Source organism: Hydrogenophaga sp. RWCD_12, from assembly GCF_046604225.1.
Taxonomy (GTDB): domain Bacteria; phylum Pseudomonadota; class Gammaproteobacteria; order Burkholderiales; family Burkholderiaceae_C; genus Hydrogenophaga.
The window spans coordinates 557,134-579,704 of the sequence record NZ_JBKIXC010000002.1; the positions used below are offsets into that span (position 1 = coordinate 557,134).

The following is a 22,571-nucleotide window of genomic DNA, read 5'->3' on the forward strand; positions in this document are numbered from 1 at the left end:
GTCGGTTCAATCATTCCAGGCAGTCGTCAGGAGATCACGTCCTGGATCAGCTCTTTGTTTTCCTTGTGGCGGGCGATCGCAAAGAAATAGCCCAGCACCAGGACGCCGAAGGGCAGCAGCGCCATGAACCAGCCCAGGCTGTTCATGGCCCAGGAGGTGGTCGTCGGGTCCATGCCTTCCGCGACCGCCCCGGTCAGCAGTCCGAACCGGGCCAACAGGAGGTAGAGACCGACAGACAAGCCGATGGTGGCGAGAACCGGTGCGATCAGCGACTGGAAGATGTTCGAGTCGCCTGGGACACGGCGGAACCAGGCGATCACCGCCAGGCAGACCAGAATCTCGATCAGCAGGATCGACACCACCGCCAGGCCGGAGAACCAGAAGAACATGTTGAGGATGGGGTCCAGGCCTGCCAACGCAAAGAGGGCAATCACGGCCGCGGTGATCACGGAAACAATGATCGAGCCCGCCGAAGGCGCGCCGCGTCCATTGACCCGGGACACGGCGGCCGGCAAGGTTCCGCCGCGGCCCAGGGCGAACAGGTAGCGGGCGGCAGAGTTCTGGAACGCGAGCATGGCGGCAAACAGGCTGGAGAGCACCAGGCTCTTCATGAGTGCAGAAAGCCAGTCCCCCACATACTGACTGGCCAGTGTGAACAGCACATTGGCGGGGTTGACCAGCGGAGCGCCGTCCACCGAAGAAAGCTCGACCACGCGGTCCATCACCTTGCCTGCGCCGAGGCCACTCACCACCGCAAACGACGTGAAGGCGAACAGCACGGTGATCAGCACCACCGCGACGTACGTCGCCAGCGGCACGGTGCGTTTGGGGTCGATCGATTCCTCGCCATAGATGGCGGTGGCCTCGAAGCCCACGAAGGAGGCAAACGCGAACGCCAGGGCGATGCCCGCAGACCCCGCCAGACCTCCCGCAAGGATGTTGGCCGGGCTGAAGGAAGCCGCGAAATTCCATCCCTCCGGGCCACCATGAACAAAGATCGCGACCGACGTCACCACCAGGCTCAGGAGTTCAAGCCCCATCAGCAGGCCCAGCACGTGGGCACCCACGTCGACGCTGCGCAGCGACAGCCAGGTCACCGCTCCCCAGGCCAGCAGGGACCATCCCCACCAGGGCAGGCCCCCGGCCTGCTCGGCCATCAGACCTCCGAAGAAGCCGAAGATGGACAGGTGGATCGCCAGGTAGGCCAGCAGGGACACGAAGGCCGAACCGACTCCCAGGTGCAGCCCCATGCCACGCCCGATGTATGCAAAGAAGGCGCCGGAGTTGGTGACCTGGTGGCTCATGGCGGCATAGCCCACGCTGAACAGCAACAGGATCAGGCCGGCGAGCAGATAGGCGCCCGGAGCGGCAGCGCCGTTGCCCAGCAGGATGGCGGCTGGCAGCGCACCGGTCATGCCCACCAGCGGCGAGGCGGCGGCGACGACGAAGAAGACGATGCCGATCACCCCCAGGCGTCCGGAACGCAGGGACTGCTCGGCGCCCGGGGTAGGCCCGGACGGTGAAGATGAAGTGGAGGCGGATTTCATGGGCTGTTCCTCGTCGTTGTGCGGTGTGATCGGTGCCACTGGCCTTGGAGTCAGGGTGGACGGATGCTAGGGATGGGTCGCCGAACGGGTTATCAAAACTGCGCACGATGTTGTCCGGGTTTCTCCCAATCGGCTTTGCTGCTGCTACGCTGCGCGCCATGAGTGACCCCTTTGCCGAGGCCCACGAAGACGCAGAGGCACCTGGCTGGGCCCAGTCCCTGCTGACCTTCGACATGGACGCCCATGCCGCCGCCCAGGCTGGCTGGGTGTTGCACTACGAGCAGCTGTCCAGCGGCCGATTTCGTGGCGAACTGTCCCTGGTGCAACTGGACGGGGTGCGCCTCACCGAAGAGAAGACCAGCCTGGCGCTGCGCCAGCGCGGGCGGCTGGGCGAGCAGGTCTACGGGTTTGCGATGTCGGTGGCGCCCACCGCGGATGTGTACTTCGATGGACGCAAGGTCCACATGGACGCCATCCTCTGCGGCAGCGGGCGAGAAATCGACTTCATCACGCCACCGCAGCACCACCTGATCGCCCTGACGGTCGAGCGTGGCCTGCTCAACCGGCTCTGGGAGCACATGTACCAGAAGCCGCTTGCCACCTGGCTGGAGCGTCAGGTCGAGTTGCTGCCCACGCCGGAGAGCGCAGCCGCGCTACGCAGCAAGCACCAGCAGGCGCTGAAGGAGGCGCTCGCGCTGGCCCAGCACTTCACCGACGCCTCACCCCTGAACCAGCTGCGCGACGACATCCTGATCGAATGGATCGAGGCCCTGCCGCCGAGCGTGGACATCTCGGATCTGGACTCGCTGGCGCGACGCAAGCGCATGGTGGACAAGGCCTGTGAGCTGATGATGGCCAACCCGGACGAGCCACCCTCGATCCTGGAGGTGTGCAGCCGGGTGGGAGCGAGCCGGCGCAAGCTGAACTACTGTTTCCAGGACGTGCTGGGCATTTCGCCCACGCAGTACCTGCGGGCGCTGCGCCTCAATGGCGTGCGGCGCGGTCTGCGCGAGGCGGGGCCGGGGGCGACGGTGCAGGACGTCGCGGCGCGCTGGGGGTTCTGGCACCTCGGGCAGTTTTCGCTGGACTACAAGAAGCACTTCTTCGAGCTGCCGTCGGAGACTTTGGCTCGGGCGCGCAAGCCACGGCAGTGAGTGCTCAGGAGGGGGCGTTGTCAGATGTGCACTGCTCCAAGGCGTTCAGTCGCGCTCCCAGGTGATCCACAAAGACACGCACCTTGGGTGACAGGTGCCGGCTGGAAGGCCAAAGCGCCTTGAACTGACCGCCGGGACCCATTTCGTGCTCCAGCACGCTCACGAGCTGGCCTTCCGCCAACGCGTCTCTCACCAGGAAATCAGGCAGGCAAGCGATGCCGATGGAGCGCAGCGTCGCGTTGAAAACGGCTTCAATGTTGTTGCAGGCCAGGACGGTGCGCAGCGACAACGGGCGACCAGCCCATTCTTCGCGCAGCGGCCAGTCCAGGAGCTTGCCGGTGTCGGGATGCCGAAACCGGACACAGGCGTGCTCCTTCATTTCTTCCATGGAGGCCGGCACGCCATGGCGGTTCAGGTACGCTGGCGTTGCACACAGCAGCAGCCGGAACCTCTGCAATGGACGGCTGACGTACCGGGAGTCGGGCAGGTCGCCACTGCGGATGGCGACGTCAATGCCCTCGTGGATCAGGTCGACGGCGCGGTCAGTGAAATTGACATCCAGTTCCACGTCGGGGTAGCGGTGGAGGAACTCTGGCAGGACGGGGACGAGAAAGTGGTACCCCACGACGGGTGCGCTGACCCTGAGCTTGCCGCGTGGCGCTTCCCTGGATCGGGACAACATGGCCTGAGCGTCGTCGAGTTCATCCAGGATGCGGCGGCAGCGCTCGTGAAACAGGTGCCCTTCGGCGGTGAGTTGAAGCCGCCGGGTGCTGCGCTGCAAGAGTCGCACGCCGACTTCCTGTTCCAGCCGGGCCACGCCCTTTCCCACCGCGGATGCCGAAATCTCAAGAGCCCTTCCTGCTGCCACGAAGCTCCCAAGCTCTGCGGTCTTGACGAAGGCTTGAATGCCGTTGATTTTGTTCATTCGGTTTCCAGGCTCTGGCGTTTTTGATTCCAGCGTTTTGTTCCGCAATGAAAGGAGGGACGGCGTGTTTTTGATGGATGCAGATCAGTCTACCCTCGGGTCATTTGACGCAGCGCCCTCCCCAATGCACACCGATCCATCTGTTCCTGCCCATGTCCGTGGCCCATGGAGAGTCATGCAAGAGAACCTGCGGACCTCTGGCGCATGACTTCCTCGTCAAGGACGTTGGTTCGCCGTGCAGGTCTGGCGGCGCTTCTGTTCATGCTGCCCCTGGCGCTTCAAGCCGTGGGCCTGCACTGGGTTCGGGTCGCGGACGCCTGTCTGCTGTATGTGGTGCTGGCCTTGGGCCTCAACGTGGTCGTGGGTTATGCAGGACTGCTCGACCTGGGCTATGTGGCGTTCTATGCGCTGGGCGCCTATCTCTTTGCTTTGCTCACCTCGCCGCACCTGACAGAGCAGATCGCCTGGATCGCGGCGTGGTCGCCGGGGGGCCTGCACACCCCTTTGTGGGTCGTCATTCCCCTTGCGGCGGTGCTTGCAGCGCTGCTCGGCATGCTGCTGGGTGCACCGACCTTGAAGCTGCGGGGGGACTACCTGGCTGTGGTGACGCTGGGCTTCGGGGAGATTGTTCGCCTGCTGATCATCAACATGGATCGTCCCGTCAACATCACCAATGGGGCAAAAGGCATCGGCCAGTTCGACAATGGCTCCATCCTCGGGATCGCCATCGGGCGGTCGTGGAACCTGGGTGGGCACCAGATTGCCCCGATCACCCAGTACTTCTATCTTCTGTTGCTGCTGGTGTTTGCCGCCATCTTCGTCAGCCATCGCCTGCAGGCGTCCCGCATCGGTCGCGCCTGGAGGGCCATCGGCGACGATGAAACAGCGGCCACTGCGATGGGCATCAACAGCCGGAACCTGAAGTTGCTTGCGTTCGGCGTCGGCGCGAGTTTTGGCGGTGTCTCGGGCGTCATGTTTGCTTCGCTTCAAGGGTTCGTGTCGCCAGAGGCCTTTACCCTGCAGGAGTCGGTGCTCATTCTTGCCATGGTCGTTTTTGGCGGCATGGGACATATCCGCGGTGTGATTCTGGGCGCGGTGGTTCTGGCTGCGCTCCCGGAAGTACTGCGGTACGTGGTGGTGCCCTTGCAGGAAATGTCGGCAGGCCGATTCAATGCCGGAGTCATGCGTCCCTTGACCATCGCTGTCGCCATGGTCCTGACCATGTTGTGGCGCTCCAGCGGGCTGTGGCCGTCTCCGGATCCCGCGCAGACCGGCGCCGCGGCTCGCTGAAGTGGGTCCGGCCCATGTGCGCCGCCCGCAGAGGGCGAGAACGCGGCGGGCGTTCTTCAGGGTAAACCCGTAAGTGCGGTTTGCGCATTTCCGATCACGCACAGAAGGGGGTGACCGGCACAGTGCAGGCATGACTGTTTCCTACCCCCCTCTCTCCCTGCATGTGGCCGGCCAATGGCTGACCCAAGGCTCGGGCGGTGAACGCCCTGTCGTCAATCCCGCGACCGAAGAGCCCCTGGCCATGCTGCCGTTGGCCGGCCCGGCCGAACTCGCGGCCGCCGCCGAATCGGCCCGGCGCGGTTTCGAGCAATGGCGCCGCGTGCGCCCGCACGACCGCTACGTCATCCTGCGCCGCGCGGCCGAACTGCTGCGCCAGCGGGCCGGCGAGATCGGCTCCGTGCTCACGATGGAGCAAGGCAAACCGCTGGCCGAGGCCAAGCGCGAGGTGCTGCTCTCGGCCGACATCATCGATTTCCAGGCCGAGGAGGGCAAACGCCTTTACGGCCGCACCGTCGCGCCGCGCGTCGACGGGGTGCTCTCGCATACCGTGCAGCGCGTGCCGGTTGGCCCGGTGGCGGCCTTCACGCCGTGGAACTTCCCGGTCAACCTGCCCAGCCGCAAGCTCGGCAGTGCGCTGGCCGCAGGCTGCAGCGTGGTGCTCAAGCCGGCCGAAGAGACGCCGGGCAGCGCCATGCTGCTGGTGTGCTGCTTCCTCGACGCCGGCGTGCCGGCCGACGCGATCAACATGGTGTGGGGTGATCCGGCGCTGGTCTCGTCGTTCCTGATCGAGCGGCCCGAGATCGCCAAGGTCTCGGTCACCGGCTCGGTGGCCGTGGGCAAGTTGCTGGGCGAGCAGGCCGCGCGCCACGTCAAACGATTCACCGGCGAGCTGGGCGGCCACGCACCGGTCATCGTCGCCGAGGACATGGCCGAAGGCGCGGGCCTGGACTTCGTGCTCAAGCAGTCGGTCACCGCCAAATACCGCAACGCCGGCCAGGTCTGCGCTTCGCCGATCCGTTTCTACGTGCCGCGGGCCCAGCTGGCGGTGTTCGGAGAACGCTTCGCCGCCGCCGCGCAGAAGCTGCAGCTGGGTTCCGGCCTGGACGCCGCCACACAGATGGGGCCACTGACCCACGCACGCCGCATCGAAGACATGGAGCGCTTCGTCGACGACGCGGTGGGTCAGGGCGCACGCCTGCTCACCGGCGGGCACCGTGTGGCGCGGCCCGGCTTCTTCTTCGAACCGACCGTGTTCGCCGATGCGCCCGCCAGCAGCCGCGTGATGCAGCAGGAGCCCTTCGGCCCGATCGCCGTGATCCAGCCCTACGACTCGCTGGACGCTGCCATCGAGCAGGCCAACGCGCTGCCCTACGCACTCGGCGCCTACGCCTTCACGCGCGACCTGCACACCGCGCACCGCCTGGGCGAAGGCATCGAGGCCGGCATGGTCGGCATCAACCACTTCGGCGTTTCGCAGCCCGAGCTGCCCTTCGGCGGCCACAAGGAAAGCGGCCTCGGTCAGGAGCAGGGCGCCGAGGGCATCACGCACTACACCGAGGTGAAGACCATCACCGTCGGCGCACCTTTTTGACCACCCCCGTCGCTGGCGCTCCGCCCCTCAAGGGGCAACACCTGCGGCCCGGCGAAGCCGGTTCCGCGGTGTTCGCTGGCGAAGTCACCGCTGCCGACAGATTGAAATTGAAAGGCCATCCCATGAAGACCAATGCCCAACTCAAAGCCGACAACGCCGAATTCCAATGGCACCCCATGGCCCATCCGGGGGCGATGAAAAAGAGCAAGCCCGACATCGTCGCGCGCGGCGAAGGCTGCTGGATCTGGGACGTCGACGGTCACAAGATGCTCGACGGCGTCGGCGGCCTCTGGGCCAGCAACCTGGGCCACAGCACCAAGCCCGTGCGCGATGCCATCGTGGCCCAGCTCGACGAGCTGCCGTTCTACAACACCTTCCGCGGCACCACGCACCCACGCGCGATCGAGCTGTCGTCGCGCCTCGTGAAACTGATGGAGCCCGACGGCGTCTCGGCCGTGCTGTTCTCCAACGGTGGCTCCGATGCGGTCGAGGGTGCGCTCAAGATCGCGCGGCAGTACCACAAGCTGCGCGGCGAGAAGGACCGCTTCAAGTTCATCAGCCTGCGCCAGGGTTACCACGGCGTGCATTTCGGCGGCATGAGCGTCAACGGCAACACCAACTTCCGCCGCGCCTACGAGCCGCTGCTGCCGGGCTGCTTCCACATCGACACGCCCTGGCTCTACCGCAATCCGTACACCGACGACCCGCTGGAGCTGGGCGAGATCTGCGCCGAGCTGCTGGAGCGCGAGATCGTGTTCCAGGGGCCGGACACGGTGGCCGCCTTCATCGCGGAGCCGGTGCAGGGCGCGGGCGGCGTGATCGTGCCGCCGGCCAACTACTGGCCGGCCGTGCGCAAGATCTGCGACAAGTACGGTGTGCTGCTGATCGCCGACGAGGTGGTCACCGGCTTCGGCCGCACCGGTCACCTGTTCGGCACCCGCCTGTGGGGCGTGAACGCCGACCTGTGGTGCTTGGCCAAGGGCATCAGTTCGGGCTATGTGCCGCTGGGCGCCACCGCCATCTCGTCGAAAGTGGCGAAGGTGTTCGACGAAGACAAGTCCGGTCAGGCCTCGGTGAGTCACGGCTACACCTACAGCGCCCATCCGGTGGCCGCCGCTGCGGCGCTGGCCACGCTGGACGAGATTCAGCGGCTGGATGTGCCGGGCAACGCCGGTCGGGTCGGTACGGTGATGCAGGAGCGCCTGCGCAAGCTGGAGAAGACCTGCAGCTTCGTCGGCAATGTGCGCGGCATCGGCCTGATGCTGGGCATCGAGATGGTCGAAGACAAGGCGCTGCGCACGCCCATGCCGCGCAGCAGCGACATCCCGGCCCGCGTGGCCAAGGAGGCCTACCAGCGCGGCCTGATGGTGCGCATCTCCGGCCCCAACCTGATCCTGTCGCCGCCGCTGGTGATCACCCTCGAAGAAATCGGGTTCCTGTGCGACACGCTGGAGGCGTCGTTCGCGGCGGTGGAGGCTTCACTGTGAGCCCGACGAAGGCAGGCCGCGCGCCGGTCATCCTGCTGATCGGCACCGTCGACACCAAGAGCGACGAGATCGCCTACCTGCGCGAGCAGGTCGAGGTGTGCGGCGGCAGCGCGCTGGTGATGGATGTGGGCGTGCTCGGCAAGGGCGGCTTCACGCCCGACATCCTCAACAGCGAAGTTGCGGCGGCCGCGGGCGTGACGCTCCAACAGGTGATGGCCACCGGCGACGAGAACACCTCGATGAAGCTGATGGCCGAGGGCGCGGCGCTGATTGCCAACCAGTGGTACCTCGAAGGCCGCTTCGACGGCCTGCTGGCCTTGGGCGGCACCATGGGCACCGATCTCGCGCTGGACGTCACCAACCGCATGCCGCTGGGTGTGCCCAAGGTGGTTCTCTCGACGATTGCCTATTCGCCGCTGATCCCGCCCGACCGCATTCCGCCCGACCTGATCATGCGGCTTTGGGCCGGCGGTCTGTATGGCCTCAACCGCCTGTGCAAGGCAGCGCTGGGCCAGGCGGCCGGCGCGGTGGTGGGCGCCTGCCTGGCGCGACAGGCCGAGCCCGATCCGCGGCCCGTCGTCGGCATGACCTCGCTGGGCAGCAGCGCGCTCTCGTACATGAAGAAGCTCAAGCCGGCGCTGGAGGCTCGCGGGTATGAACTCGCCGTGTTCCACACCACCGGCATGGGCGGGCGGGCATTCGAAGACTTGGCCCACCGCGGCTACTTCGCCTGTGTGATGGACTTCAGCCTGCAGGAACTGGTCAACGATCTCGCGGGCAGTTGCGTGAGCGCCGGCAGCGAGCGGCTGCTGGGCGCGGGTCGCGCGGGCGTGCCGCAGATCGTGGCGCCGGGCGCGACCGACATGGTCGATTTCGCGGCCTGGACGCGCTGCCCCGAGGCCTTCATCGGCCGCTCGGTGCACGAGCACAACCGCCTGATCGCCTCGGTCTGCATCGATCCCGAGATGCGCCGCCACGTGGCGCGCGCCATCGCCGACCGGCTGGAGCAGGCCACCGGCCCGTCCTGCCTGCTGCTGCCCACCGGCGGCGTCGAGCAGTGGGACCGGCCGGGCGAGCCGCTGCACGATCCCGAAGGACTCAAGGCATTCGTCGACGAGATGGTGCACGTGATCTCCCCCGAAACGGTGTTCCAGCCCGTGGCGGCGCACATCAACGACGATGCCTTCGTGCAGGCCGCGCTGCAGGTGTTCGACGCCTGGGTGGCGGCCGGCCTGGTGCCACCAGGTGTGGTGAATGCGGGTGAAGAGAGGAAGGCAGCATGACGGCCAAAGCCCTGGTGCTGGACTTCGGCGGCGTCATCAGCCGGATGCTGTTCGAGACGCACGCGCTGTCGGAGCAGGCCCTGGGCCTGCCACCCGGCACACTGACCTGGAAGGGCCCGTTCGATCCGTCCACCGACCCGCTGTGGCAGGACATGCAGGCCGACAAGCTCAGCGAGCGCGACTACTGGATGACCCGCACCCGAGAGGTCGGCCGTCTGGTCGGTGAAGACTGGGACCGGATGGAGACCTTTGTGCAGCGCGCCCGCGGCGCCGACGTGGAGGCGGTGATCCGGCCCGAGGCGGTGTCGATCATCTGCGCCGCGAAAGCCGCTGGCAGGAAGCTCGCGATCCTGTCCAACGAGCTGGACCTGTTCTACGGCGCCGACTTCCGCAGCCGCCTGCCGCTGCTGCAACTGTTCGACGTGACCGTGGACGCGACCTACACCGGCATCCTCAAGCCAGACCCGCGTGCCTACGCGGCCGTCACGGATGCGCTGGGTCTGCCGGCGCACGAATGCGTGTTCGTCGACGACCAGCAGCGCAATGCCGACGGCGGGGTGAAGGCCGGCATGCAGGTGGTGCACTTCGACGTGCTGCAACCGGCGGCATCTTTTGCGAAAGCGCGGGAACTGTTGGGGCTCTGAGCGTTCACACTGGGGTCTTGTCACTCCCGATCCCATGAACGTTTCCTCCCGCCTCAACCGCCGCACGGTGGCGACTGCCTCGGCCGCCGGTGCCGCCCTGCTCACCCTGGGCGCCTGGCTGCGCCAGACCCCGACCGCCCAGGCCGCGCCCAGCACCTTGCCGCCCATGAAGGGGCCAGCCCCGGCCCTGTTCATCGGCCACGGCAGTCCGATGAACGCGATCCAGAACAACCGCTTCACCAGGACCTTGACCCAGTGGGGCGAAACGCTGGGTCGACCCAAGGCCATCCTCATGGTCTCGGCGCACTGGCTCACCGACCGCGACACCCGCGTGGCGACCACGGCCAAACCCGAGCTGATCTACGACTTCGGCGGCTTTCCGCCGCCGCTGTACGAAGTGCAATACCCCGCACCCGGTGCTCCGGCGCAGGCCCAGGGTGCGGCCCGCCGACTGGCGCCACGCATCGTCGGGCAGGACCCGGCGCGGGGCCTGGACCACGGCGCCTGGACCGTGCTCAAGCACCTGTACCCGGCGGCCGACGTGCCGGTGTTCCAGCTCTCGATCGACATCACGCGCGAGGGTGCGTTCCACGTGGCCATGGGACGCGCGCTCTCAGCGCTGCGTGGCGAAGGTGTGATGGTCGTGGGCAGCGGCAACGTGGTGCACAACCTGGGCATCCTCGACCGCGACGCCGGAGAGACCGAACGCGCGAGCGCCGGCTGGGCGCAGGGCTTCGACGACGCGGTCAAGGCCGCGATGGACGCTGGCGACGCGCCGGCGCTGGCGAAGTGGGAAGGCCTGTCGGCCGGCGCCCGTACCGCGGTGCCGTTCCCGGACCACTATTTCCCGATGCTCTATGCGCTGGGCGCTGCGCAGGCCGGCGAGAAACCGCGCCATGTGTTCGAGGGCTTCCACGAAGGCACGCTGTCGATGCGCTGCGTGCAGTGGGGTTGAGCAGACAGCCTGGACTGGTGCAGCTATGCTGGCCGGATGACCGCATCCACCCACTCCATCGAACTGCTTGAATTCACCACCGGCGGCGACGCCAGCGCCCAGCCGGTTGCCAGCATCGTGGTGCTGCACGGCCTGGGCGCCGACGGCCGCGACTTCGTGCCCGTGGCCGAGGCCATGGGTCTTTCGGCCGTCGGGCCGGTGCGCTTTGTGTTCCCCAGCGCGCCGGTGCGGCCGGTGACGATCAATGCCGGCTACGAGATGCGCGCCTGGTACGACATCTACCCGCCGGGCAGCGACCCGGCGGTGCCACGGCGCGAAGACGAACCCGGCCTGCGCGATTCGCAGGCGATCGTGCTGCGGTTGATCGAGCGCGAGCTGCAGCGCGGCGTGCCGGCCGACCGCGTGGTGCTGATGGGGTTTTCGCAGGGCTGCGCCATGACGCTGCTCGCGGGCCTGCGGGCGCCGCAACGGCTGGCGGGCCTCGTGGCGCTGTCGGGCTACCTGCCGCTGGCGTTGCAGACCGGCGCCGAAATCAGCGATGCGAACCACGGTGTGCCGGTGTTCATGGCGCATGGTGATTTCGACGATGTGGTGGTGGTCGAGCGCGGCGAAGGTGCGCGGGACGTGCTGCAGGCCCTGGGCTATCCGGTGGACTGGCACCGCTATCCGATGGCGCACGAGGTCTGCATGGAGGAAATCGCCGACCTCAACGCCTGGCTGGTCCAGCGGCTGGTTTCCTGACGCCGCTGGGGAACTTCCACCCGGTGTGTTGCCCAGAATGAAACCCTTGGTGCCGCAACCAGTGGCGCCAGCGGCATCGGCCTGTCCACGGTGCCAATTTGCTCGACGACGGTGGTTTCACGGCTGGCAAGTCCTGAGACAAGTCCGAATAGCGCGGCCAGACCTGCGCTGATCCGGCGTTAAGTATCCCGAGAGTGCGTCGATAGTTACGAGACTCCTGTCTCTGACTTCAACGCCATGAACAATCGCTCCTTCGCCGCCGGATTCGGGCCCGGTGCCTGGTCACTGACTGCCAAACTCAGTCTGGCCTCGGTCGCCTTGTGTGTGCTCTGTGTGGCCGCCACGAGTGCCGTGGTCGGGCTGAAGTCAAGCGATCGCGCCCGGCAGGCGGCCAGCGAGCAGGCGGGCCTCGCCGCCGACCACGCGGCCGCGCAGATCGGCGCCGAGCTCGGAGGCAGTTTTGCGGCGGTGCTCACGCTGGGCACCACCATGGAAGGCATGAAAGCTGCCGGACACCCGCCCAGCCGCGACCAGCTCGATGACATGGCCCGACAGTTGCTGGCGCAGCGCAAGGAATTCATTGGCTCCTATTCCATCTGGGAGCCCAACGCGCTGGACGGCAAGGACAGCGAATTCGTGAAGAAGACGGCCTCCTACGACGAGACCGGACGCTACATCGCCTACTGGAACCGTGGCAGTGGCCAGATCGCGGTCGAGCCGCTGCTGGACTACGAAAAGGAAGGGGCCAACGACTGGTACGCCGTGCCCCGCAAGACGCTCAAGCCGGCGTTGATCGAGCCCTACGTCTACCCGGTGGCAGGCAAGGATGTGCTGATGACGACCATGGTCACGCCGATCCTGGTCGACGGCAAGTTCGTGGGCGCCGCCGGTTCCGACCTGCCGCTGTCCAGCCTGTCCGAGCGGCTGGCGACGCTGGAGCCGGTGCCGGGTGGTCGCGTTTCGCTGCTCTCCAACGGCGGGCTGTATGTGGCGCACGCTGACAAGTCCAAGCTGGGCAAGAAGGCCGACGATCTGCCGGCCGCGCTGCTGGCCAGTGTGGCCAAGGGCGAACACTACTTCTGGGACGATGGCAAGGGCTGGGCCCACATCTACACGCCGGTGACCATCCTGCCGGGCACGGCACCGTGGAGCACCGTGGTGTCCTATCCGCTTGCCGTGGCTGCCGCCGCCGCGCAGCAGCAGCTGTACGCCGCGATCGGCGCCGCCGCCGTGGCCTGCACCCTGGCTGCGCTGTGCATGACCCTGCTGGTGCGCTCGCTGATGAAGCCGCTGCGCGATCTGGGCCGCACCATGGAGGGCCTGGCCTCGGGCAACACCGACCTGCGCATCGAGCTGCCGGTGCGCGGCAACGACGAGCTCTCGGTGATCACCCGTGGTTTCAACGGTTTCTCGCGCAAGTTGCGCGAGGCCTTCGGCGAAGTCGGCAGCGTGTCGGGCGGCGTGGCGGACGCGTCGCGCGAGATCGCCAGCGGCAACGCCGACCTGTCGGTGCGCACCGAACAGCAGGCGACCCACATCCAGCAAAGCGCCAGCGCCATGCGCGAACTCTCCGAGGCGGTCGCCCACAGCGCCGAATCGTCCGACCATGCCGCCCAGCTGGCGCGCGAAGCGGTGCGCCATGCCCAGAGCGGGCAGGCCGTCATGCTCGAGACCCGCGAGGCCATGGACAAGATCAACGAGTCGAGCCGCCGCATCGCCGACATCACTGGTCTGATCGACGGCATCGCGTTCCAGACCAACATCCTGGCGCTCAACGCTGCCGTGGAAGCGGCGCGTGCGGGCGAGCAGGGCCGTGGCTTTGCGGTGGTCGCCGGCGAGGTGCGCACGCTGGCCCAGCGCAGCGCCGCCGCCGCCAAGGACATCCGCCAGCTGACGGTCGACTCGGTGGACCGAGTCGCCTCGGGAGCGACCCTGATCCGGCAGGCCGAAACCACCCTCAACAGCCTGGGCGACGCAGTGCAGCAGGTCGATCAGCTGTTGTCCGAGGTCAGCCAGGTGACCCGCGAGCAATCCGGCCGCATCCAGTCGGTCACCGGCGCCATCGGCGAAATCGACCAGAACACCCAGCAGAACGCCGCCATCGTGGAGCAGGCGGCCGCAGCCGCCGATGCGCTGCAGCAGCAGTCGGCCCGTCTGGTGCAGACGGTGCGGCGGTTCGTGGGCTGAGCGCGACGTTCCGGTGTTGCGGATGCATCCGTCTGTAACAGGCGGGGGCATCGGTCGCGCGACGGGCTTCTTCAGCTCCCTCGCGCGGCTATGCTGCCGGCATGAGCCCCCGACAGAAAATCCAGCTGCGTGAGACCGTCACCGGCCCCGACCCCAAAGCCACGCCCGCTGCGACCCTGATCGTGCTGCATGGCCTGGGTACCGACGGGCGCGATTTCGCGCCGCTGGTGAACGAACTGAACCTGTCGAACGTGGGCGCGGTGCGCTATGTCTTTCCCGACGCGCCGCTGCGCAAGGTGAGCGTGAACGACGAACCGATGCGCGCCTGGTACGACCCGCGTCCGGTCGCGCCGGTGACCGGCGCCTTGTCGACACAGGACGAAGAAGGCCTGCGCGCTTCGCAGGAGGTGGTGCAGGCGCTGATTGACCGGGAAGCCGCGCGCGGCGTGCCGCCAGAGCATGTGGTGCTGCTGGGCTTCTCGCAGGGTGCGGTGATGGCCCTGATGGCCGGCTTGCGCGCCCCCCAGAGACTGGCCGGCCTGGTCGTGTTGTCGGGCTATCTGCCGCTGCCGGGCACCACCGAGGCCGAGGTCCATCGCTCCAACCGGGACGTGCCGATCTTCATGTCCCACGGCGATCAGGATGCGGTGGTGGTGCCGTCCCGTGCCAAGGCTTCCCGCGACACCCTGATCGACCTGGGCTATGACATCGCGTGGCACCCGTATCCGATGGGGCACGAAGTCTGCCCGCAGCAGATCCGCGACCTCAACAGCTGGCTGGCTTCCCTTCTGGCACCCTGGCATTGAGGGCCGCCGTGTTCAGCGGGCTGCCTGTGCGAGGTCGATGGCGAGGCGGTTGTGCCGCTCGACCAGCGGGCCGAGGTCGACGGTTGCGAGCTGCCCTTCGCGCACCACGACGCTGCCGTTGACCACGGTGTACGCCGCGGGCGGACTGGCGCACAGCAGCAGGCTGGCCACCGGGTCGTGCACCGCGCCGCCAGCAAAGCCGAGCGTGCGCAGGTCGAACAGCGCGAAGTCCGCACACATGCCGACCGCGAGATGTCCGATGTCCGGGCGTCCCAGCACTTGCGCGCCTCCACGGGTGGCGATGTGCAGCGCATCGCGCGCCGTCATTTCGGCGGGGCCGAGGTCGCAGCCGAAGAACGTGCGTCCATCGCGAGTCTCCGGCGGTTGCAGTGCGCGGCCGACGCGGGCCAGCAGCAGCGCCTGCCGCGCTTCGTTAACCATGTGCGCCGCGTCGTTGCTGGCGCTGCCGTCCACGCCCAGGCCGACCGGCACCCCGGCGTTCAGCATGCGGCGGATGGGTGCAATGCCGCTGGACAGTCGCATGTTGCTGCAAGGGCAGTGCGCCACGCCGGTGCGGCTGGCGGCAAACAGCGAGATGCCTTCGTCGTCGAGCTTGACGCAGTGCGCGTGCCACACGTCGTCGCCCAGCCAGCCCAGTTCCTGCGCGTACTGGGTTGGCGTCTTGTTGAACTTCTCGCGGCTGTAGGCAATGTCGTGGTCGTTCTCGGCCAGGTGGGTGTGCAGACGCACCCCTTGGCCCTTGAAGCTGCGCGCGAGTTCGGCACTGGCTTTCATCAGCGCCGGGCTGACCGAGAACGGCGAACACGGCGCCAGCGCCACCTGCACCATGGCGCCGTGCGACGCGTCGTGCCAGGTCTCGATGAGGCGCTGGCTGTCTTTCAGGATCGCATCTTCGTTTTCCACCACGCGGTCGGGTGGCAGGCCGCCTTGTGATTGCCCCACGCTCATGCTGCCGCGCGTGGCGACGAAGCGCATGCCGATCCGCTGCGCGGCTTCGATGCTGTCCTCCAGCCGCACGCCGTTGGGGTAGATGTAGAGGTGGTCGCTGCTCGTGGTGCAGCCCGAGAGCAGCAGTTCGGCCATCGCGACCTGGGTCGACACCTGCACCATCTCGGGCGTCAGGCCGGCCCAGATCGGATAGAGCCCGCGCAGCCAGCCGAAGAGTTCGGCGTCCTGCACACCGGGGATGGCGCGCGTGAGCGACTGGTACATGTGGTGGTGCGTGTTCACCAGCCCGGGCGTGACCAGGTGGCCGCGGGCGTCGATGGTTTCGCCGGCAGATTCGAGCAGCGCCCGCGGCAATTCGGCGCTGGGACCGATCCATTCGATCACGTTGTCGTTCACAAACAGCGAGGCGTCGCGCAGTTCGCGCCCCTGTGCGGGGACGGCGTGGTCGAAGGTGGCAATGCAGGTGGCGTGGTGGATCAGCAGGGATTTCATGGCTGCGCGGGGGAGTAGGGCTGCGCCACAATGCGCGGCATGTTTGCATTCTCTGCCAACCTCAGCACCCTCTTCACCGACCTGCCGTTCCCCGAGCGTTTCGCGGCCGCAAAGGCCAGCGGTTTCGACGCGGTCGAGTGCCAGTTTCCCTATGCACACCCGGCCGAAGAACTGGCCGCGCTGCTGCAGACCCACGGGCAGCGCATGGTGCTGCACAACCTGCCGGCCGGTGAATGGGCCGCGGGCGAACGCGGCATCGCCTGTCACCCGGACCGGGTGAGCGAGTTCCTCACCGGCGTCGAGCAGGCGATCGGCTACGCGAAGACCCTGGGCGTGCCGGGGCTCAACTGCCTGGCCGGCATCCCGCCGGCGGGCGTGGAGGCGCGTGAGGCGATGGTGACCCTGCGCGCCAACCTGCGCACTGCGGCCCGCATGCTGGCGGGCCACGGGCTGCACCTGCTGGTGGAACCGATCAACAGCATGGACATCCCGGGCTTCTTCGTGGACCGCCCGGCGCAGGCCATCGCCCTGATCGAAGAGCTGCGCCAGGCCCACGCGCTGGACAACCTGTTCCTGCAGTACGACATCTACCACGCGCAGCGCATGGAAGGCGAGCTGGCCGGCCACCTGCAGCGCTGGCTGCCACTGATCGCGCACATTCAGATTGCCGACAACCCGGGCCGGGCCGAGCCGGGCACGGGCGAGATCCGCTACGCCTTCCTGTTCGACTGGCTGGAGCGCATCGGCTACCAGGGACATGTGGGCTGTGAGTACTTTCCGGCCGACAAAGGTCCCGGCGGCACGCAGACCGGCCTGGGCTGGGTGGCGGCGCACGGTCGTCGTGCATCGGGGGAGCGCCTGTGATTCACGACCCGCGCGCCCTGCTGCGCCATCTGTACGACGTGGCGGTGCAGCGCGCGTTGCCGCTGCGCAATACCGCCGCACACCTGCCGAACCCACCGAAGGGCCGCACACTCGTGCTCGGCGCCGGCAAGGCGGGTGGGGCGATGGCGCAGGCGGTCGAGGCGCTGTGGCCGCAGGGCGCACCGCTGTCAGGGCTCGTGGTCACGCGCTACGGCCACACACCGCCGCGGCCCGACGGGCTGCCGCAACGCATCGAGGTGGTCGAAGCCTCGCACCCGGTGCCCGACGCGGCCGGTCTCGAGGCGGCGCAGCGCATCCTGTCGCTCACGCACGGGTTGACTGCCGATGACCTGGTGCTTTGCCTGATTTCGGGCGGCGGTTCGGCACTGCTGACCTTGCCGTGCGACGGCCTCACGCTCGAAGACAAGCAGCGCATCAACCGGCAACTGCTGGAGAGCGGCGCGCACATCGGCGAAATGAATACCGTGCGCAAGCACCTTTCGCGCATCAAGGGCGGGCGGCTGGCCGCGGCCTGTGCGCCGGCGCGCGTGGTGACGCTGACCATCAGCGACGTGCCCGGTGACGATGTGAGCGTGATCGCGAGCGGCCCGACGGTGGCCGACGCGACGACTTGTGACGAGGCGCTGGAGATCCTGCGGCGCTACGGGATCGAAGTGCCGCCCGCCGTGCGCGCGCAGCTGGAGGCCGGAGCGCTCGAAACCCCGAAGCCCGGCGACCCCCGGCTGGCGCGCTGCGAAACGCACCTGATCGCCACGCCGCAGCAAAGCCTGGAGGCCGCCGCCGAGGCCGCGCGCGCCCTGGGCCTGCGGGCGTATGTGCTCAGCGATGAGATCGAAGGCGAATCGCGTGAGGTGGGCAAGGTGCACGCGGCGCTGGCCCGCTCGACCGCGCTGGGCCGCAGCAGCTTCGAGAAGCCTTGCGTCATCCTCAGCGGCGGCGAGACCACGGTCACGGTGCGACCGCGCGCCGAGGGCCAGGCAAAGGGTCGCGGAGGCCGGGCCGGCGAGTTCTGCATGGGGCTGGCGCAGGCGCTGGGCGGTCAGGGCGGCGTGTGGGCACTGGCGGCCGACACCGACGGCATCGACGGGGTAGAGGACAACGCGGGCGCGCTTGTCACGCCCGACACGCTGGCGCGGGCGGCGGTGCGGGGCCTGAAGATCACCGATCACCTGTCCCGCAACGACGCCGTTGGCTTCTTCGAACCGCTGGGCGACCTCGTCGTCACCGGCCCCACCCACACCAACGTCAACGACTTCCGCGCCGTGCTCGTGACCTGACAAGGTATTCATTGCGTGCACGTTTGTGCATGTTGTATTTCTTGTTTGTGCACGTTATCATGCGGCATGAACAATCACATTCCCCTGGCCCGGCGCGATCAGATCGCGGCGCGGCTGGCGCAGGGCCAGCCGGTGGTGGCCGGAACCCTGGCGGCCGAATTCCAGGTGTCCGAAGACGCGGTCCGGCGCGACCTGCGCGCCCTGGCGGCTGAGGGACTGTGCCGCCGCGTCTATGGTGGTGCGCTGCCGCCGCTGCCGGGCGCGACGCCGATGGCGGTGCGCATGGACGAAGGCCGCGAGCGCAAGGCGGCTCTGGCGCGGGCGGCGGTCGCGACCATCGAGCCCGGCGAATTCCTGTTCCTCGACAGCAGCAGCACCAACCTGGCGCTGGCCGCCGAACTGCCGGCCGAGCACGCGCTCACGGTGGCGACCAACTCGGTCGACATCGCCGCCGCCCTGCTGCGCCGGCAGGACGTGCGCCTGGTCATGGTCGGCGGCGCGGTTGATCCGCTGGTCGGCGGCTGCATCGACGCCACCGCCGTGCTGGCCGTCGGGCAGATGAACATCGACCGCTGCTTCCTGGGCGTCTGTGCGATCACGGTCGAGGCCGGTGTCTGCACCGTGGACGCGGGCGATGCCGCGTTCAAGCGCGCGTTGCGCGCCGCCAGCCGCCATTGCGTGGCCATGGCCACCAACGACAAGCTGGGCCTGCAGTCGCCGCACCGCGTGGCGCCCGTGCGCGAACTCGACCAGCTGGTGGTCGAGCACGACGCCGATTTCAAGATGCTCAAGGCGCTGGCCAAGGCCGGTGCGCTGGTGCTCAAGGCCGGGCGGCCGCTATGACGGCGGACGTCTTGCCCTCGCCGGCCGCGTCTGCCGGTGGCGCCGACCGGCCGTCCACCCGGCTCGCGACGCGCCTGGCCTTTCTGGTCGCCGGCTTCGCGCTGGCCTGCTGGGCGCCGCTGGTGCCGTTTGCCAAACACCGGCTGGGTGTGAGCGACGGCACGCTGGGGGCGCTGCTGCTCTGCCTGGGCATCGGTTCGGTGGTGGCGATGCTGTGGGCTGGCTGGTTCAGCGCGCGCCACGGCAGCCGGCCGGTGGTGATCGTGGGCGGTCTGGGTGTGGCGCTGCTGCTGCCGCTGCTGGCGGTGGCCGTTCAGCCGTTGACGCTGGGCCTGGTGTTGCTGGTGTTCGGCGCTGCGCTGGGTTCGCTGGACGTGGCGATGAATGTGCATGCGCTGGTGGTCGAGCGGGACGCGGGCCAGCCGCTGATGTCGGGCTTTCACGCGCTGTTCAGCGTCGGCGGTCTGGCCGGCGCGGCGTTGATGACCGCGCTGCTGTCGGTGGGCTGGACACCGCTGGCGGGTACCTTGCTGGGCACCGTGCTGATGGTGGCCGCGATGGCGGTCGTCGCACCGCGCCTGCTGCCATCCGCTCCGGCGGCCGAGCCGCCCCGGCTGGCCTGGCCGCGCGGTCCGGTCTTGCTGCTGGCGGTGCTGGCGGGCGTGTGTTTCCTGGTCGAAGGCGCGGTGCTCGACTGGAGCGCGCTGCTGCTGACCGAGGGCGGTCTGGTGCCGGCGGCGCAGGGCGGTCTGGGCTTCATGGTGTTTTCCGTGGCGATGACGGCGGGGCGCTTGGGCGGTGACGCGCTGTGCGCGCGGCTGGGTGACCGCACGGTGCTGACGGCGGGTGGGCTGCTGGCGGTGGCCGGTTTCGTGTTGCTGCTGGTGGCGCCGGCGGTGTGGCCTGCGATGGCGGGTTTTCTCTGCATCGGTCTGGGCGCCTCCAACCTGGTGCCGGTGCTGTTCCGCCGCGCGGGCGCGCAAACCGCGATGCCGCCGGGTCTGGCGATCGCGGCGATCTCGACCACCGGTTATGCCGGCGTCTTGCTCGGTCCGGCTGCGATCGGGTTCGTGTCGCAATGGGCCGGCCTGCCGGTCGCGTTCGCACTGCTGGCGGCGTTGCTGGGCCTGCTGCCGCTGTGCGCGCACCGGGTGACCGCCCGCCCGGCCTGACAGGAATTTCCATGCAACTGGCCCACATCGCGCTCTGGACCCGCGACCTCGACGCCGCTGCCGCGTTCTGGCAATCCGTCTTCGGCGCCACGATCGGCGCGCCGTACCGCAGCCATCGGCGGCCCGGTTTTGTCTCGCGCTTTGCCGTGTTGCCAGGCGACGCCGCGCGGGTGGAGCTGATGACCGGTCCCTGGATTGACGGGGCGCCGGACGCCGAACGCCAGGGGTGGGACCACGTCGCGATCGCGCTGGGCAGCGCTGCGGCTGTCGATGCCATGGCGGCACGCTGCCAGGACGCCGGCTGCCTGGTGTCGGCGCCGCGCACCACCGGGGACGGCTTCTACGAAGCCGTGATCGCCATGCCCGACGGCACCCGCATCGAAATCACCGCCTGACGGGCGCCACCAGCTCCGGCTCGGGTCGACCCGGCCTGCGGTCAGTGAACGCCACGCGACGCTGGTGAAGGCCCCGATAAGCCGGCTCCAGAGGCGCTGATCGGAGCTTTGGGAGGCGCCGGGTCCTTTGACAATGCGCCGACGGCATGGGCTCAAGTGCGGAGCACGCAAGTCGATAAGCAGTGTTCCAGCTTCGTGTCCGTGCGTTGCACAAAACCCAGATGTTCCGGAGATGACCCGATGAAAAGTGCCCAGAAGTGGTCGGTGATCGGCCGCCTGTACGCCGTGTTTGCCCTGGTGGGGCTTGTTGTCGCGGGGCTCATCGCTCTGGGCTACGGTCTGCAGTTGCGCCATCAGCGCGCCCTGGATTCGGTGATCGATGTGGAGTACAGCCGCATGCGCCAGGTGTCCGAATGGCAGCTGGTGGCCACCGGAACCACGGTCCGCATCGTCGCCCTCAATCGAGGCACCGATCCCGGCCTGGCAGCCCTGTTTGGCCCTGAAATCGGCCCCCGCATCAAGGTCATCGACCAGCACTTTGCCGACATCAAGCAGTGGGCCACGGAACCGGACCAACTGGCGGTCATCGGCAGGATCGATGCGGCCGGACCGCTGATCATGGCTGCGCTGGGCAAGATCGCCAAGTTCCGGCAGGGCGGCGACGAGCAAGCGGCAGTCAAGGCCTTCGAGCAGGAATTCATGCCCCAGGTCGAGGCGTATCACAAGGGAGTCGACGAATTTGCGGCGCTTCAGGGCCAGCGGCTGAATGCTTCCATCCGTGAGCAGCAGGCCAGTGAGTGGAAGGCGTTCTGGACGGGCAATGCGGTGGTGGCGGTGCTCCTGGTCCTGGCCGCCGGCCTGATGGTGCGTCTGGCCCGGCACATCCAGGCGCGCCTGCGGGAGTCCGTCGAACTGGCGCACGCCGTCGCCGGGGGTAACCTCACGGCGCGGTCGCAGTACCGCGGCGGTGACGAGTTCGGCGTGCTGATGCAGTCCATGGACGCGATGGCAGAAGGCCTCGGTTCGGTGGTGCGCAATGTTCGACAGGGCAGCGACCAGATCTCTGGCGCATCGAGCGAGATCGCCCAGGGCAACCAGGATCTCTCGGAGCGCACCGAGCGCCAGGCCAGCCATCTGCAGCAGACGGCCGGCACCATGGAGCAACTGACCGATGCCGTGCGCCACACCGCCGACAACGCGCGTGAAGCGTCCAGGCTGGCGACCGATGCCAGCGAGATTGCCCATCGGGGCGGAGAGGTGGTGGGGCGCGTGGTGGAAACCATGGCGCAGATCCAGCAGTCGTCCGGCCGCATCGGCGAAATCACCGGCGTCATCGACAGCATCTCCTTCCAGACCAACATCCTGGCGCTCAACGCTGCGGTCGAAGCGGCGCGGGCGGGTGAACAGGGACGCGGTTTCGCGGTGGTGGCAGCCGAGGTGCGCAACCTGGCACAACGTTCTGCTGCAGCGGCCCGGGAGATCAAGGAGCTGATCGCCGCCTCGTCCGACAATGTCCGTGCAGGCGGTGAACAGGTGAACGCCGCAGGACAGACCATGTTCGAGCTGGTCGCCTCCGTGAAGAGGGTCACTGGCCTGATCGAAGAGATCAGCCGGTCGGCCGAGGAGCAACGCAACGGCATTTCGGACGTGAGCCGGTCGGTGACCGAGATCGACCAGTCGACGCAACAGAACGCTGCGCTGGTCGAGCAGGCAGCCGCCGCTGCGAGCGCGATGAACGAACAGGCACGCCACCTCGATCAGGTGGTCAAGACCTTCAGGATCTGAGCGGTTTCCCTCTCAGCGCGGAGCAGCCGCGCTGCGGCTTGGCGAGCGCCCCGCCAGGCGCGTCGAGCCCGGTTACAAGTCCGGTCGGCGAATCGTTTCTAATTACGCCCTGCCGCTGGCCCAACCGCCAGCCCGGCGCCGGC

At 68.0% G+C, this 22,571-nt stretch carries 19 protein-coding genes; 16 read left to right on the plus strand and 3 right to left on the minus strand.

Going from position 1 to position 22,571, the window contains the following annotated elements; translation table 11 throughout:
• Positions 1–26: 26 nt before the first annotated feature.
• Positions 27–1,547 (minus strand): APC family permease, encoded by a 1,521-nt coding sequence (locus ACLIJ1_RS09785; protein ID WP_411365321.1) that lies wholly within the window; start codon positions 1,545–1,547, stop codon positions 27–29.
• 158 nt (positions 1,548–1,705) lie between these two features.
• Here ACLIJ1_RS09785 and ACLIJ1_RS09790 point away from each other — a divergent pair, with 158 nt between their 5' ends.
• Positions 1,706–2,701 (plus strand): helix-turn-helix domain-containing protein, encoded by a 996-nt coding sequence (locus tag ACLIJ1_RS09790; protein ID WP_411365322.1) that lies wholly within the window; start codon positions 1,706–1,708, stop codon positions 2,699–2,701.
• Positions 2,702–2,705: 4 nt separating this feature from the next.
• On the opposite strand, the gene ACLIJ1_RS09795 is transcribed toward ACLIJ1_RS09790, so the two are convergent.
• Positions 2,706–3,626, minus strand: coding sequence for a LysR substrate-binding domain-containing protein (locus tag ACLIJ1_RS09795; protein WP_411365323.1), 921 nt, complete (start codon positions 3,624–3,626; stop codon positions 2,706–2,708).
• A 204-nt stretch (positions 3,627–3,830) separates the two neighbouring features.
• Here ACLIJ1_RS09795 and ACLIJ1_RS09800 point away from each other — a divergent pair, with 204 nt between their 5' ends.
• The 9 genes from ACLIJ1_RS09800 (at position 3,831) to ACLIJ1_RS09840 (ending at position 14,610) form a co-directional block, all read left to right on the plus strand.
• Positions 3,831–4,916 (plus strand): ABC transporter permease subunit, encoded by a 1,086-nt coding sequence (locus ACLIJ1_RS09800; protein ID WP_411365324.1) that lies wholly within the window; start codon positions 3,831–3,833, stop codon positions 4,914–4,916.
• A gap of 130 nt (positions 4,917–5,046) precedes the next feature.
• Positions 5,047–6,507, plus strand: coding sequence for an NAD-dependent succinate-semialdehyde dehydrogenase (locus ACLIJ1_RS09805; RefSeq protein ID WP_411365325.1), 1,461 nt, complete (start codon positions 5,047–5,049; stop codon positions 6,505–6,507).
• A gap of 122 nt (positions 6,508–6,629) precedes the next feature.
• Positions 6,630–7,994 carry an aminotransferase class III-fold pyridoxal phosphate-dependent enzyme gene (locus tag ACLIJ1_RS09810; protein ID WP_411365326.1) on the plus strand — a complete coding sequence of 455 codons (1,365 nt, stop codon included), beginning with the start codon at positions 6,630–6,632 and terminating at the stop codon, positions 7,992–7,994.
• Positions 7,991–9,277, plus strand: a complete 1,287-nt coding sequence (locus ACLIJ1_RS09815) for a Tm-1-like ATP-binding domain-containing protein (protein ID WP_411365327.1) — start codon at positions 7,991–7,993, stop codon at positions 9,275–9,277. The genes ACLIJ1_RS09810 and ACLIJ1_RS09815 overlap by 4 nt, the downstream gene beginning before the upstream one ends.
• Positions 9,274–9,921 (plus strand): HAD-IA family hydrolase, encoded by a 648-nt coding sequence (locus ACLIJ1_RS09820; RefSeq protein WP_411365328.1) that lies wholly within the window; start codon positions 9,274–9,276, stop codon positions 9,919–9,921. The genes ACLIJ1_RS09815 and ACLIJ1_RS09820 overlap by 4 nt, the downstream gene beginning before the upstream one ends.
• 34 nt (positions 9,922–9,955) lie before the next feature.
• Positions 9,956–10,876: a 4,5-DOPA dioxygenase extradiol gene (ygiD, locus tag ACLIJ1_RS09825; protein ID WP_411365329.1), complete on the plus strand. Its 921-nt coding sequence runs from the start codon at positions 9,956–9,958 to the stop codon at positions 10,874–10,876.
• 36 nt (positions 10,877–10,912) lie between these two features.
• Positions 10,913–11,617, plus strand: coding sequence for an alpha/beta hydrolase (locus tag ACLIJ1_RS09830; RefSeq protein ID WP_411365330.1), 705 nt, complete (start codon positions 10,913–10,915; stop codon positions 11,615–11,617).
• A 237-nt stretch (positions 11,618–11,854) separates the two neighbouring features.
• Complete coding sequence (locus ACLIJ1_RS09835; protein WP_411365331.1) at positions 11,855–13,804, plus strand: methyl-accepting chemotaxis protein; 1,950 nt, start codon at positions 11,855–11,857, stop codon at positions 13,802–13,804.
• 101 nt (positions 13,805–13,905) lie between these two features.
• Entirely contained in the window at positions 13,906–14,610 is a 705-nt protein-coding gene (locus ACLIJ1_RS09840; RefSeq protein ID WP_411365332.1) for an alpha/beta hydrolase, read from the plus strand.
• Between the two features lie 12 nt (positions 14,611–14,622).
• Here the strand turns inward: ACLIJ1_RS09840 and ACLIJ1_RS09845 are convergent, their stop codons facing one another.
• On the minus strand, positions 14,623–16,071 hold the full coding sequence (locus ACLIJ1_RS09845) for an 8-oxoguanine deaminase (RefSeq protein ID WP_411365333.1): 1,449 nt from the start codon (positions 16,069–16,071) through the stop codon (positions 14,623–14,625).
• A 39-nt stretch (positions 16,072–16,110) separates the two neighbouring features.
• On the opposite strand from ACLIJ1_RS09845, the gene ACLIJ1_RS09850 reads away from it, so the two are divergent.
• The 6 genes from ACLIJ1_RS09850 (at position 16,111) to ACLIJ1_RS09875 (ending at position 22,428) form a co-directional block, all read left to right on the plus strand.
• Positions 16,111–16,935, plus strand: coding sequence for a hydroxypyruvate isomerase family protein (locus ACLIJ1_RS09850; protein WP_411365334.1), 825 nt, complete (start codon positions 16,111–16,113; stop codon positions 16,933–16,935).
• The gene (locus tag ACLIJ1_RS09855; protein WP_411365335.1) at positions 16,932–18,233 is read left to right on the plus strand and encodes a glycerate kinase; all 1,302 of its coding nucleotides are present in this window, start codon (positions 16,932–16,934) and stop codon (positions 18,231–18,233) included. The genes ACLIJ1_RS09850 and ACLIJ1_RS09855 overlap by 4 nt, the downstream gene beginning before the upstream one ends.
• Before the next feature lie 66 nt (positions 18,234–18,299).
• The gene (locus ACLIJ1_RS09860) at positions 18,300–19,076 is read left to right on the plus strand and encodes a DeoR/GlpR family DNA-binding transcription regulator (protein ID WP_411365336.1); all 777 of its coding nucleotides are present in this window, start codon (positions 18,300–18,302) and stop codon (positions 19,074–19,076) included.
• Positions 19,073–20,248, plus strand: a complete 1,176-nt coding sequence (locus ACLIJ1_RS09865; protein WP_411365337.1) for an MFS transporter — start codon at positions 19,073–19,075, stop codon at positions 20,246–20,248. The genes ACLIJ1_RS09860 and ACLIJ1_RS09865 overlap by 4 nt, the downstream gene beginning before the upstream one ends.
• An 11-nt stretch (positions 20,249–20,259) precedes the next feature.
• A complete protein-coding gene (locus ACLIJ1_RS09870) occupies positions 20,260–20,643 on the plus strand; it encodes a VOC family protein (protein ID WP_411365338.1) in 384 nt (127 codons plus the stop codon).
• Positions 20,644–20,883: 240 nt separating this feature from the next.
• Positions 20,884–22,428, plus strand: coding sequence for a methyl-accepting chemotaxis protein (locus ACLIJ1_RS09875; RefSeq protein WP_411365339.1), 1,545 nt, complete (start codon positions 20,884–20,886; stop codon positions 22,426–22,428).
• The last annotated feature ends 143 nt before the right edge of the window (positions 22,429–22,571 follow it).